Raw genomic sequence first — 13,534 nt, forward strand, 5'->3', positions numbered from 1 at the left:
CTTACAAAGCACCAGAGCTAATTACTTCAGCTGATTCTACAAAGTCTAGTCGCTTCATTTCGTTTATAAACTCGTCCAATTCCTTATTCATAGCAGTCACATCCAATGATAACGTGACACTAGCTCTTCCTTGAATTGGAATTGTCTGGTGAATCGTCAATACATTGCATGTAGAATCTGCCACTAAGGAAAGTAGTCGCGCAAGCGTTCCTTCTCGATCTTCTAGCTGTAAAAAAACAGTTAAGATTCTTTCTTGTACAATCGAATGGAACGGAAAAACCGCGTCACGATATTTATAAAAAGCACTACGAGACAAATCTACTTCTTTCACTGCATCCCAAATCGAGGAAACTTTCCCCGATTGAAGAAGATGCTTTGCTTCTAAAGTTTTTTGCATTGCTTCTGTCAGCACATCTTCTCTAACAAGATAAAAGCGCTGGCTTGTAACATCCTTCATGCGGTTCCCTTCCTCCTATTCGATAAATTCAAACTCGAATTGTAGTAATCGTACAGTATCTCCGTCCTTCGCTCCACGTTCACGAAGTGCATCGTCGATACCCATGCCACGTAACTGTCTAGAGAATCTACGAATAGAGTCTTCTCGACTGAAATCAGTCATTTTAAACAATCTTTCTACAGTTCCGCCAGATAATACAAATGCTCCGTCATCGTCTCTTGAGATAACAAAGTCATCCTTAGAAGCCTCATGCTTGTACATTACAGATGTCTCTGTCTCTTCTTCTTGCATGTGCTCTAATGGATATTCAGGTGCATCTTCTAAAATATCTGCTACTGCAAATAGTAATTCTTGCAAGCCTTGACGAGACACAGCTGAGATAGGGAATATCTTTGTATCTTTTCCTACTTTCTCTTTAAATAGCTCAAGGTTTTCTTCTGCCTCTGGCATATCCATTTTATTTGCTACAATAATCTGTGGTCTTTCTGTTAAGCGAAGATTATATTGTTTTAACTCTTCATTGATTGTAACGTAGTCCTCGTAAGGTTCGCGGCCTTCCATACCAGACATATCAATGACATGAACAATAACTCTCGTGCGCTCTATATGACGAAGGAATTGATGTCCTAGTCCAACGCCTTCATGTGCTCCTTCGATAAGCCCTGGTAGATCTGCCATTACAAAGCTTCGATGATCTTCCGTTTCAACCAAGCCTAAGTTCGGTACAATTGTTGTAAAGTGATAAGAAGCAATTTTAGGTTTAGCTGCTGATACTACTGATAATAATGTAGACTTACCTACACTTGGGAATCCAACAAGTCCAACGTCCGCTAAAACCTTTAACTCTAATGTTACATTTAATTCAATACCTGGCTCACCTTTTTCAGATAGCTCTGGTGCTGGATTTGCTGGAGTTGCAAAACGTGAATTCCCACGTCCTCCACGACCACCTTTGGCAATAACTGCTTGTTGTCCATGCTCTACAAGGTCTGCAATAACTTGTCCAGTTTCTTCATTCATAACTATTGTGCCAGGAGGAACTTTTACGATTAAATCATCCGCATTTGCTCCGTGCATATTTTTACTTCCACCGTGAACTCCACGATTTGCTTTAAAATGACGTTTATATCGGAAGTCCATTAGTGTGCGCAGTCCCTCATCTACTTCAAAGACTACATCTCCACCATTACCTCCATCACCACCAGCGGGGCCACCCATTGGGACATACTTTTCTCGACGGAAACCAACCATACCATCTCCGCCGTCACCGCCTTTTACATACACCTTAACGTGATCGACAAACATTTATTTCACTCCAATCTTTCCTTTGCAACCAACTTAAATTGCAGGTTTCCTTCTCTGTTGCTTAGTCTTTCCATGTTAAATAATTCATTTCCTGAATCGTCTATCCAAGAATAAGGAGTCCAATCTCCTTGAACCTCAATTAAAATCTCTAGTAATTCAGTCGAACTGATATGAACTTTTAGTATTTGTTCCTGATATCCTTGTAGTCGTGGATAAATAGATTGTACAAATTGATCCAATATACCATTTAAAGCAGTGTCATACTTTTTGGCACCGTATTTTTCTATAGTTGTTTGGACCTCTAATGTCATATGACCATACGTTATCGGAAACGTCTGCAGCCATTCATTCGTCTTTAACAATCCTATGTTGTTTAAATCGAAGAATTGAGCGCACTTCTGTGAATACATACGAATTAATTGCTTAGCCTCTTCTTGTCTACCCATATCCAAATTCATTTGAATCAAATGCATATTGTTTAAATAATCATGCATAGAATGACGAAGTACTTCATTAATTGATATATTTTTAGGATTCATATTAGTATACACGCTCCAACGTTTACTATCCTTTCTAGTATAACAGGAAAGGAATTATTTTGCGTAGAACGAAGAATACTTTTTAACTATTTTTAAAAATAAAAAAGGACTGCATAAATGCAGTCCTCTTATTTGTAAATTAAGCTTCTTGAGCTACAGGATATACACTTACTTTTTTCTTGTCGCGGCCGAAACGCTCAAAGCGTACTACACCGTCAACTTTCGCGAAAAGTGTGTCATCTCCACCACGGCCAACGTTTTCACCTGGGTGAATTTTTGTACCGCGTTGACGGAATAAAATTGATCCGCCTGATACGAATTGTCCATCAGCACGTTTAGCGCCTAGACGTTTCGATTGAGAGTCACGACCATTTTTAGTCGAACCTACTCCTTTTTTCGATGCGAAAAACTGAAGATCTAATCTTAACATATGTTCCACCTCCTACTTTTTGAAGGTTATTTTTATATACTTAGCGTAATCTTGCTCAATCGTTTGTAAAGATACAATCATTGACTCCAATATCAACTGCATACTCGCAGCTTTCTCAGAGCTTTCAATGCTAGGTACTTCAACGTATAAATACCCTCCGTCACCCTTTTGCTTAATAATAGGAGTAATTTTTGTAAGTGAGATGATGGCATTTACTGCACCAAACGATACAGCAGTAGCACCAGCACATACTAAATCCTTCCCATGCTCGGCAAAATCAGCATGTCCCTTCATTTCAAAGGAATGAATAAGACCTGATTGATCTCTTGTAACAGTCACTTTAATCATATTATAAGCTAATAGATTCTACTACTAATTTAGTGTATGGTTGACGGTGACCTTGTTTTTTACGATAGTTCTTTTTAGCTTTGTATTTGAAAACGATGATTTTTTTAGCTTTGCCGTTTTTTACAACTTTAGCTGTAACTTTAGCACCTTCCACGAATGGAGCACCAACTTTAACATCATTTCCACCTACGAATAATACTTTATCAAAAGTTACAACTTCATCAGCATTTACATCTAATTTTTCAATGTAGATTTCTTGCCCTTGTTCAACTTTGATTTGTTTACCACCAGTTTCAATAATTGCGTACATTTACCTGCACCTCCTCTTAGACTAAGACTCGCCTTCCAAAAGGTGATTCAGTAGACTGAATACTTAAAACCTTTTCAGAGCGGTTGTAGCAACGGGTGCTGCTACAAACAATAACATTAAAATGTTAACACATATAAAAAATCGAGTCAAGCATTTTTCGTAATACGATCAAATGCTAGCTTGTACCTTCTAAATCTCCAAAAAGATAAATTTTGCAATGCTATAAATAAAAAGATTAGCGAGACAAATAATCCTTTAGGAAAATAGTACAAACTTGTATAAAAAATTAGCAAACTGATCAATAAGGAAAAACTGATTAACTCGATATAAAAGTTTGGAAATAATGAATTAATTACTCGCCCTCCGTCAAGAGGATATATCGGAAGTAGATTTAAGCAAAGAATAACTAGCTGAGTATAGGTTAACAGCTCTACTTGTGGAAAATCGACTACCTTACTTACCAGTAGAACCACCAAAGTAAAGAAAGGTCCTCCTAAAATAACTATAAGCTGTTCTCTTTTTCCCCACTTTCCAAATTGCTCAATCTTTATCTCCCCACCATAGGGAAGTATAGTACAGGACGTAACCCTTCCTCCAACTGCTTTTGCCGCAACTAGGTGGCCTAGCTCATGAATGATTAAGGATCCAAAAACAATTGCATACACTGCAATCTCGCCAGAAAGGTAAAAAAATAAAAGAAAGGGAATCATAATAGGATGAATTCTGAAAAGCCTACTCTTCATAATTTGTTGCAAGCCAGTCGACAATATCCGTTGTCTCTAAAGTTTCTCCATCCTTCTCTACTTGAACATACAGAATGTCTCTTTTTACTGATGCAAATATGTCTCCCGCATTTACGGTTGTATATGGTAGTTGATAGAATTCTTCCAAAAATCCATAAGTAACCGTTTCTCCATTGTCATATAGAATAGAAATAGTCTTCCCAGTTTTTTTCGTGTAGCCGGTAAATATAATTAAACCATTTTCAGAAGCACCAATTTTTTGGGAAGCACTGATTGAAAGCACTGCTCCTTGACCATATGGTTGGATGGTACTGTACTCAAGCACTGGATTTTCTAAAAGGGGTGCACTAACCGTCACCACGTCTTCATTTGGGGTAATCCATTCCCTAACTTTTTGATAAATTTCCGTCGGCTTTTGAGGTGCTAAAAGTGTATTTGAATAGTTTGTAGATAGCACATCATTTTTTTCAAATTTGTCCATAACGATGAATAGAAATACTAATAGAATTGCAAGCATCCATTTTTTTTTCGATAGCATAACATTCCCCCTAAAAAAATATATGACTATCTGTCCCATTTCATGAATAAAAGAGGTAAGGGTATTTTTTCTTGAAAGTTTGAAATCAAAGAACATGAAAGACACCTTCCAAGCTACAGTGGAATATAAGCGGACTGGACTATATTCAAGCCAACAGATTCATTTGAAGTGGCAAGGTAACACAAAAATAATAAATAGATAATGTAAACAAGGCACTTTCTGTTCAAATCGAACAGAAAGTGCCTTATATAATCTTTATAAATAGCTTAGTCATTTTTTATTTAGAAAAAATTGATTTTATCTTCGAAATGACGCCTTTTTTAGGTGTATCCATTGACATTAACGGAACGGATTCTCCTAGAATTCGTCTAGCTATGTTTCTGTATCCAAGCGCTGCGCGGTTGGAAGGATCCATTACTACTGGCTCTCCCTTATTAGATGAGGTAATGACATTCTCATCATCAGCTATAATTCCTAGTAAGTCTATGGATAAATGTGTAGTGATTTCATTAATATCTAAAGCATCACCACTTTGCATTAAATGCTGCCGGATACGATTGATGATTAATTTTGGTGGATCGATGGAATCCTCTTGCTCCAACAGACCAATAATTCGATCTGCGTCACGCACTGCCGAAATTTCTGGTGTAGTGACAACAATTGCTTTATCTGCTCCGGCAATAGCATTTTTGTAGCCTTGCTCAATACCAGCAGGGCAATCAATGAGAACATAGTCATAATCTCTTTTTAGTTCTGTTACAAGATTTTTCATTTGCTCTGGTGTCACTGCATTTTTATCCGTAGTTTGTGCTGCTGGTAACAGGTATAACTTGTCCTCAAAACGCTTATCTTTTACAAGCGCCTGATGGATTTTACAGCGACCTTCTACTACGTCTACTAAATCATAAATAATTCTATTTTCTAGTCCAAGAACTACGTCTAAGTTTCTTAGACCTATGTCTGTGTCCATTAAACAAACTTTCTTACCTTGCAAAGCCAATGCAGTACCAAGGTTAGCAGTGGTCGTCGTTTTACCGACTCCTCCCTTACCTGAAGTTATTACGATTGCTTCTCCCACATTAGCTTCCTCCTTTAAATGTTGATAGATTTGGTCTTATTAATCTTAGCTCCTGTAAGCGATCGATAGCTATAGAGCCATTAGTATGTAAATAAGCACATTCCATTTCAGGCTGCTCAGATAAGACACTTAACTCATCTGTCATCGTTTCTATAACACTATCAATTATTAGATGGGTTGCCTCTAGCCAAGATGCTGCGATGACAGCCTCTCTGTTACCATTTGAACCAGCATGCGCGATTCCTTTTAATCGTCCAAGTACAAAAACATTACCACCTGCAACTACTCGTCCATTCGGATTGACATCCCCTATGACAACAAGGTCGCCTTCTGCTTTGATAACTTGTCCAGAACGTACTATTCCGACGTAAGTCTCTGATTGATTTTCTATTAATCTTCTATTACATTCTTCAACAGCCATAACCTCGCTCTGTATTTTCGAAACGCGAAGATGCTCTGTTTGTTGTACACAGTTGATAATTTCTTTTGCCTGCTCGTCATTACAATATCGATATCCAAGTTGTAAGAGTACTTCTGCCTGGCCTTCAAAACCTTCATCAGAAACCTTTTTCGTTAATTCTTCTAAAAGTTCTGTGTATGAACACTGATCGTCTAAACGTAATACAAGGCCCTCTTTCGTCCCTTTAATCGATATTAACTGCTTTTTTGTCAATCAAGTCACCTCAGATCTACTGTCAACCAAAAACAATTATTTTTGAAGAAGTAATGCTTTTTGATTAAACCGATATAGAAGAATATATTTAAAAGCCCACCCGAACATCAAAATAAAAATGAGATTCGCAATCATCGTTGGGATGAGATTATGTTGATAAAAAGTTGTAAATGTCATGAATTTAATACCGATGGCCGTGTAGAAAAAGAACAGTAAGGTTTCTACTACTGCCACCAAAACTAATGAGAGAAGTGTAGCTACTATCAGATGTTGATGGATAAATTTTACGATAAAGCTTGCCACTAAACACATTAGAGGGTAAATAAAAGAATATAATCCAATAATATCAATGAAAAAGACATCATACAAGAGGCCAAACAATAAACCATATAACATTGCTCTTTTTCTATTGTAATAAATGGAAACAAAAATCAAGTATATGATTAAAAATCTTGGAACTAATGTATAAAGTTGATCGTTTAGCTCAATCGGTGAGAAAAGACCAAAAATCGGTTCCATATAAAATAATAGAACCGAAATGATCACTACTAGATATCTTATCATGAGCCATCCCCTGCCTCTTCCGTCAAGTCAGCCTCTGTATTGTCACCATCCGAACCGTCTACCGGATTGATAGAACGCTTAGCAATGATTACATGTTCCAATATAGAGAAGCTTGCCGAAGGTTTAATATAAGCAAGTTTTGTTAAACCGTAATCATCGGTGGTAACCTCAGTCACCTCACCTATTATGATTCCTTTCGGGAATATTCCACCTAAACCTGAAGTAGTAACTTTTTGCCCTTTTTCCACTTTAAACTCTGAATCAATTCTTTTCAGTATTAATTCTTTTCTAGTTTCATCATATCCCTCGATTAGTCCAAAAACCTCTCCCTCTTCGCTAGCAATAACTGCTGAGACCCGGTAATTAGGATTTTGAGTAGACATAAGTTCAACGGTTGACGTGTAAGGAGTAGTTAAAATTACTTTACCTATAAGGCCTTTGGCAGTCATCACAGCCATATTAGGCTGGACACCATGAATTTCCCCTTTATTGATAATAATTTTTTCTTCCCACTGATCGGGATTACGAGCAATTACCGTCGATTGGATCGGATTGAAGTCTCGTAGATCGTCCTTTTTGTCTAGAATTTCTTGTAATCTTTCATTGTCAAGTTTTAAGGAATTAACATCTGCTTGTAAGGAGGCATAATCTTCTAATCTTGCTTTCAATCTTTGGTTTTCATCATATGTATTGAGTAAAGAATCTACATTATTAAAAATACCAGAAACATACTGAGTCGGCTTGGAAAACATTGTTTGTCCAAAACCGACTACATCTTTGATCAATTGCTCTGGCAATGATGCATGATTTCGATCGCGCAAAGAAAAACTGATGAGTGCCACAAGAAAAATCATCCCTACAAGTAGCAAGATTAATCGCTTATTTGAAAAAAACTGTGGCATATCTCACTTCCCCTTAACCTTTTGTTTGTTGACGTTTTAATAATCCCATATGATCTAACGCTTTACCAGTCCCAATTGCAACACAATCTAACGGATTTTCAGCTATAAATACAGGCATATTCGTTTGATCGCTAATTACCTTGTCTAAGTTACGTAGCAATGCTCCACCACCAGTTAGCATGATTCCACGCTCCATAACGTCCGCAGATAATTCTGGAGGAGTCTGTTCCAACGTTTTTTTCACTCCATCGATAATTGAAGCAATTGATTCGCGTAAAGCACTAGCAATTTCCTTGGAGGAAATTTCAATAGTTTTTGGTAAGCCTGTTACTAAATCACGTCCGCGAATATCCATCATTTCTTCTGCTTCCATCACACGTGCAGAACCGATTTCCATTTTAATAGCTTCAGCAGTACGTTCACCAATCGTTAAATTATAAGTTTTACGTACATAGCTAGTGATTGCTTGGTCCATTGCGTCTCCGCCAACACGTACAGATTCACTAGTAACAACACCGCCTAGAGAAATAACAGCAACTTCTGTAGTTCCCCCACCTATATCAACGACCATACTTCCCGTAGGTTCCCAAACTGGCAAATTAGCACCAATCGCAGCAGCGAACGGCTCTTCGATTGTTAGAGCTTCACGAGCTCCAGCTTGCTTTGCAGCATCAATAACTGCACGTTGTTCTACAGAAGTGATGCCAAAAGGAACACAAATCATGACATTTGGCTTACTCCAAGACATTCCAGATGCCTTCATCGCATTTTTTAAGTAGTATTCTATCATTGCAGATGTAGTATCAAAGTCAGCGATAACCCCATCCTTCATTGGGCGAATCGCCACTATAGAACCTGGAGTACGGCCAATCATGTTTTTAGCATCATTACCTACTGCTACAATATCACCATTTTGTACGTTTTTAGCTACAACGGAGGGCTCTCTTAATACAATGCCCTTCCCCTTAATGAAAACAAGCGTATTCGCTGTTCCTAAGTCTATTCCTACGTCTCTTGATCCAAATCCAAACACTATTTTTTACTCCCTTTCTATCCCAAACAAGTTTCACTTATTCTTTAAGTAATAACACTTATTATAACGGAAAGAAAGGAAAATGCACAGTGTCACATATACCCCTTTTCTTTTAAGCTGATAAATTGATGATCTCCAATGATTACATGGTCAAGAAGTTCAATGCCCATCAGCCTTCCAGCCTCCATGAGACGCTTAGTCACATCGATGTCTTCTGTCGAAGGAGACGGGTTACCTGAAGGATGGTTGTGTGCACAAATAATGGAGGCGGCTGAACGTTTTACCGCTTCTCGAAATATTTCCCTTGGATGAACAATGGAAGCATTTAATGAGCCGATGAAAATGGTTTGCTTGTGTAATATTTGGTTTTTGACATTTAGAAACAAAGTTACGAAGTGTTCTTGAGTGAGGGAGGCCATCTCGGGCATCAAATAAGTGGCTGCATCTTTCGGGGACCTAATAGTAAACTTTTCATTTGTTTTTTGCTGAGACAATCTTTTTCCTAGTTCAACTGCCGCTAATAACTGAACAGCCTTTGCCTGGCCTATTCCTTTAACTGTCATCATTTCTTCCATCGTAGCATTTTTTAATTCTTGAATTTGTTCAAAAAAACCAAGTACACGATTGGCTAGGTGTAGAACAGACTCTTGCTTCGTTCCTGTACGAAGCAAGATGGCTAGCAGTTCTTGGTTAGATAAGCTTTCTGCACCCTGTCTGATCAATCTTTCTCTAGGCCTATCGGCAATATGTACATCCCTAATCATCAAAGAAGGCGGAGTATTTACAGTCATAGAAAATCCTCCTTATCTATTTGGATAACGTTTAAAGTAAGAAGTGTATGGAACAATCGGCTGAGTGGTAGACCTACCACACTATTGTAGTCTCCATTAATCTTTTCTACAAACATCCCACCCAGCGTCTGAATCCCATAAGCCCCCGCTTTATCAAGAGAATCTCCTGTAGCAACATAAGCATCAATTTGATCATCTGTCAGCTCATAAAATGTAACGGTTGTCGTTTCTGCAAAGCCGATTGACAGACCTGCTCCGCGAATAGACACACCTGTAATTACCCTATGCTCTTTGCCGGACAGAGCCCGAAGAAACTCTCTCGCCTGATTATTATCTACAGGCTTAGATAATAACGTTTCTCCTAAGTAAACTGTTGTGTCTGCTGCAATCACAATTGCTTCCTTATTTCGTTGTACTATTTCATCAGCTTTTTTTGTAGCAATTGCTAGAGCAAATTCCTCTGGTGGTAATTCCCCTTCGATTTCCTCCTTTATACCTGACGCCTTCACCTCAAAAGGCACTCCTAATCGAGAGAAAAGCTCCTTTCTTCTCGGTGACTCACTAGCTAATATAATTTTATTGTTTGCAATAACTTTCATTGTATCTCCTCCTTTTTCTAAGCATACAAAATAATGGAGAAAATGAAAATTGTATAAAAAACGCGACTATTTCATTTTGAACTGTTTTCAGGCTTAAAAACTTAATTTTACACAATTATTTTGTTCCAAATAATGTGTAAAAACATGCAGTCGGATGACTGAAGGATTGTCTGAAAACGTTGTTACCGCTTGCACGATTGTTGCTAGGTCTTCAGGATATTTATCCTTGCTTGCAATAGAATCAAAAAAATTTTTAGATAAGTTTTCTTCTGTTAATAGAGTCATTAAATTTTTAACTTTTGGATTCTCACACGCACTAGTAGATACATAGAAATTCTTTACAAATGAAGGCAATGCCTCTGAACTTACTGCAGACACTTCATTCACATATAAATCACTCCAAATGTAAAACTGTCCCTCTGCTTGAACTATTCCTGCTCTTTCTAAGGATGGCTCAACTGCCATAAAGGAAATTGCACTTTCTTTCGTGGAAAACATTCCATATTGCCTAGCCTTGAAAGTCAGCGATGGATTTGCAGATACATCTATCTTATCTCCCTCGGGTGCATTTTCCTTTCCGGTTACTGGGGTCTCTGTTTCGTTCTTTTCTTTTCCCTCTCCCTCTAACTTTCGATCGTTAGCCATATTCAAAAATAAACCAAACAATAAAACACCTACCACACCTATAACAAGTCCTTGTAATCCTGCCAGCAAAACCATTTTTTTAGGATTTTTTTTTCTAAATGGCATACAATCACCTCTTTTTGACCACTTTACCATTCACCATATAAAAAAGGACAAGACCTTTGTCGGCCTGTCCTTAAAATTTATCGAGTTAAAAAAACAAATTGATATACCAATCGACAATTGACTCTGCGTAAAAATAAGAAATAATAGCGGCAACTGCAATAGACGGTCCAAATGGAATAGGTGTTTTTCTACCTTGCTTAGAGATTCGAAGCGTGATAACCCCAACCACAGTTCCAATAATAGAGGCTAAAAATAATGTCACTAAAGTAGGAGTTGTTCCTAACACAAGGCCGATGACGAAAAACAGCTTAATATCACCACCGCCCATTCCTCCTTTCGACACAATAGCGATTAAAAATAAAATCCCGAACCCAATGACCGCTCCAACAATGCTATCCCACCACGGGGTTAAAGGTGAAAAAAACCTACCAATCACCAATGGTATTAAAAAGAACAAAAGGATTTTATCCGGTATAAGCATATACGCGATATCTGAAACGGTGATAATTATTAATAACGAAATAAACAAAAGAGCAACAAGCAATTCCCATGTAAAACCAAGCTGAATATAAGCAAAGGTAAAAAATAGGCCAGTAGAAAGCTCAATAACAGGGTATACCCAATGGATTTTAGTTCCACAACCTCGACATTTCCCCTTCAAAAAGACATAAGAAAATACAGGCACTAAGTCTTTTGCTGTTAAATTTCTATTACATATAGTGCAATGAGAAGGTGGCCGAACAATAGACTCACCCTTAGGTACTCTTAGACCAACCACATTGTAAAAGGAGCCAAAAATCAATCCATATACAAAAATCAACACTGCAATTACTATTTCCATCCAAACACCCTATTTCCTGCTTTTTAAGCTTTCTTTATCTTCGTACATATTCAAGTCAGCTTCGTGAAAAAGATCCTCAAAAGTTACTCCTTGATCGGGGCAAAAGGATACTCCGATACTTGGTGTTATCTCAATCTGAATATTATTATATGTAAATTTATTTTCGCTAAATGTTCTACGCAATCTCAAGAGCCAAGCGTCAAATACTTCACGCGTTGGAAAATTGTCTAAAAATAATACAAATTCATCGCCACCAAAACGTGCTATTAAATCTCTTTCACTTACTGCATCTTTTAATAATTCCGCAGTATATTGGAGCACCTGATCCCCAATATTGTGACCAAAGCTATCATTAATCGTTTTAAAATGATTTAAATCTAGCAAAATAAAATATGCCTCAATTGATGGTCTTCTTGATAACTCTATGAGTCTCTTATTAATATGAGTGACAAAAAATGCCCGATTATGCAAATCCGTAAGCACATCATGGTAGGCCATATGCATAATCATCTTTTCCTTTTCAACCTCGCTAGTTACATCTCGAAGCATAGCGTAGTATGTTCTTTCCTTACCCGTGACTACATACTTAGCATCTATAGAAAAATGTAAGATTCCATCCATAAATAGATTATCTAATGCTAAGGGGTAATCTCGAAGCGTTCCTGTTTGTTGAAGTTCGTAAATTAGCCTCCGAACTACATTTTTGTTATGATCCGTCTGAGCATATTTCAGTAAGTTCTTATCTATACTATCACTCATATTAAGGAGAAATCTGCCTTGTTTATTAATCTCTAATATATCTAAGTTTCCATCTACAATTATGATAGGAATAGGACTAATATCGAACAGTGTTCGGTAACGCCTCGATATATTCGGTAACAAATCATTATGCAGGAAGGAAAATGCGATAAAAACAGAGAATACGATTCCTTCGTAGAGAAACGGATAAGGTGGTATATACTCTCCAAAATTTGGATACCCCAGCCCAATCTTTATTGTAAGAGATAATACCGTGCAAACTATCAAGAAATGTAACATTTTGTGTCGCTGTATATTCTTCGCCTTACGCAACCCGAGTAATAAAATTACTAACATCGATATATTCAAGATACCTGAAAAGGTCAACATGGTGTAATATACCCCGTTAAATACAGGCACATACCAAATACCTTTATGCTCATGTATAAAAGAAGGAAGCTCTCCCCATAAAAGTACTTGAACAACCAGCATCAATAAAAGAGGGAAATAAAAGATAAATGGATAACCAAACTTATGTAACCGCTTTTGTATGTTGGCAACATGGATATACAAATGAAAGGAGAACCCCACTATTAACAAACCAATAAGGCTAAAAACAACCCCCGATATTGGAGAGCTATATTCAATGGGGAGAAGATGCCGAAAGAACTCGATGAAAAAAAAGATACTGTAGGTTGTCAAAATGGCAGCTACCAATCTATTTTCCAGCCGCCTTGACTGCCGGGACATTACGACACATGCTAAACCAAACAAAAATAGGGCCGGAAGGATATATACAGCTATATAAATACACAATTGAGATATCGACATATATATTCTTCCAATCCATGCTTTATTATCTATTAAAATGAGAGAAGAGAAGATAAGATATACA

General features: G+C 37.4%; 18 protein-coding genes and 1 other annotated feature. All 18 genes read right to left on the reverse strand.

Annotated features, from left to right (window positions below; translation table 11 throughout):
• Window position 1 precedes the first annotated feature (1 nt).
• Window positions 2–457, reverse strand: a complete 456-nt coding sequence (locus MKY94_RS12505) for an ACT domain-containing protein (protein WP_144535730.1) — start codon at window positions 455–457, stop codon at window positions 2–4.
• 15 nt (window positions 458–472) lie between these two features.
• The gene (gene obgE / locus MKY94_RS12510) at window positions 473–1,762 is read right to left on the reverse strand and encodes a GTPase ObgE (RefSeq protein ID WP_191696833.1); all 1,290 of its coding nucleotides are present in this window, start codon (window positions 1,760–1,762) and stop codon (window positions 473–475) included.
• 5 nt (window positions 1,763–1,767) lie between these two features.
• The gene (locus tag MKY94_RS12515; protein WP_151109340.1) at window positions 1,768–2,301 is read right to left on the reverse strand and encodes a Spo0B domain-containing protein; all 534 of its coding nucleotides are present in this window, start codon (window positions 2,299–2,301) and stop codon (window positions 1,768–1,770) included.
• Window positions 2,302–2,440: 139 nt separating this feature from the next.
• A complete protein-coding gene (rpmA, locus tag MKY94_RS12520) occupies window positions 2,441–2,731 on the reverse strand; it encodes a 50S ribosomal protein L27 (protein WP_144535725.1) in 291 nt (96 codons plus the stop codon).
• A 12-nt stretch (window positions 2,732–2,743) separates the two neighbouring features.
• Window positions 2,744–3,079, reverse strand: coding sequence for a ribosomal-processing cysteine protease Prp (locus tag MKY94_RS12525; RefSeq protein ID WP_144535724.1), 336 nt, complete (start codon window positions 3,077–3,079; stop codon window positions 2,744–2,746).
• Window position 3,080: 1 nt separating this feature from the next.
• Entirely contained in the window at window positions 3,081–3,389 is a 309-nt protein-coding gene (gene rplU / locus MKY94_RS12530; RefSeq protein ID WP_142538629.1) for a 50S ribosomal protein L21, read from the reverse strand.
• Between the two features lie 14 nt (window positions 3,390–3,403).
• Window positions 3,404–3,484, reverse strand: a sequence feature (ribosomal protein L21 leader region).
• 51 nt (window positions 3,485–3,535) lie between these two features.
• Complete coding sequence (locus tag MKY94_RS12535) at window positions 3,536–4,156, reverse strand: site-2 protease family protein (RefSeq protein ID WP_191963846.1); 621 nt, start codon at window positions 4,154–4,156, stop codon at window positions 3,536–3,538.
• The gene (locus MKY94_RS12540; RefSeq protein ID WP_191696831.1) at window positions 4,122–4,670 is read right to left on the reverse strand and encodes a hypothetical protein; all 549 of its coding nucleotides are present in this window, start codon (window positions 4,668–4,670) and stop codon (window positions 4,122–4,124) included. Before MKY94_RS12540 ends, MKY94_RS12535 begins: the two co-directional genes overlap by 35 nt.
• Window positions 4,671–4,947: 277 nt before the next feature.
• Window positions 4,948–5,748, reverse strand: a complete 801-nt coding sequence (gene minD, locus MKY94_RS12545) for a septum site-determining protein MinD (RefSeq protein ID WP_144535718.1) — start codon at window positions 5,746–5,748, stop codon at window positions 4,948–4,950.
• Window position 5,749: 1 nt separating this feature from the next.
• Window positions 5,750–6,421: a septum site-determining protein MinC gene (gene minC / locus MKY94_RS12550; RefSeq protein WP_144535716.1), complete on the reverse strand. Its 672-nt coding sequence runs from the start codon at window positions 6,419–6,421 to the stop codon at window positions 5,750–5,752.
• Between the two features lie 36 nt (window positions 6,422–6,457).
• Window positions 6,458–6,985, reverse strand: coding sequence for a rod shape-determining protein MreD (gene mreD, locus MKY94_RS12555; RefSeq protein WP_151109332.1), 528 nt, complete (start codon window positions 6,983–6,985; stop codon window positions 6,458–6,460).
• Window positions 6,982–7,887, reverse strand: coding sequence for a rod shape-determining protein MreC (gene mreC, locus MKY94_RS12560; protein WP_144535712.1), 906 nt, complete (start codon window positions 7,885–7,887; stop codon window positions 6,982–6,984). Before mreC ends, mreD begins: the two co-directional genes overlap by 4 nt.
• Before the next feature lie 13 nt (window positions 7,888–7,900).
• On the reverse strand, window positions 7,901–8,920 hold the full coding sequence (locus MKY94_RS12565) for a rod shape-determining protein (protein ID WP_144535710.1): 1,020 nt from the start codon (window positions 8,918–8,920) through the stop codon (window positions 7,901–7,903).
• Between the two features lie 92 nt (window positions 8,921–9,012).
• Window positions 9,013–9,711 (reverse strand): DNA repair protein RadC, encoded by a 699-nt coding sequence (radC, locus tag MKY94_RS12570; RefSeq protein WP_144535708.1) that lies wholly within the window; start codon window positions 9,709–9,711, stop codon window positions 9,013–9,015.
• A complete protein-coding gene (locus MKY94_RS12575) occupies window positions 9,708–10,310 on the reverse strand; it encodes a Maf family protein (protein WP_191696830.1) in 603 nt (200 codons plus the stop codon). Before MKY94_RS12575 ends, radC begins: the two co-directional genes overlap by 4 nt.
• Before the next feature lie 93 nt (window positions 10,311–10,403).
• Entirely contained in the window at window positions 10,404–11,060 is a 657-nt protein-coding gene (locus MKY94_RS12580) for a hypothetical protein (RefSeq protein WP_191696829.1), read from the reverse strand.
• An 85-nt stretch (window positions 11,061–11,145) separates the two neighbouring features.
• The gene (locus MKY94_RS12585) at window positions 11,146–11,901 is read right to left on the reverse strand and encodes a prepilin peptidase (protein ID WP_342577129.1); all 756 of its coding nucleotides are present in this window, start codon (window positions 11,899–11,901) and stop codon (window positions 11,146–11,148) included.
• A 9-nt stretch (window positions 11,902–11,910) separates the two neighbouring features.
• Window positions 11,911–13,470, reverse strand: coding sequence for a diguanylate cyclase (locus MKY94_RS12590; RefSeq protein ID WP_342577130.1), 1,560 nt, complete (start codon window positions 13,468–13,470; stop codon window positions 11,911–11,913).
• Between the last annotated feature and the right edge of the window lie 64 nt (window positions 13,471–13,534).

This window comes from Psychrobacillus sp. FSL K6-2843 (assembly GCF_038626375.1).
GTDB classification, from domain to species: Bacteria; Bacillota; Bacilli; order Bacillales_A; family Planococcaceae; genus Psychrobacillus; species Psychrobacillus faecigallinarum.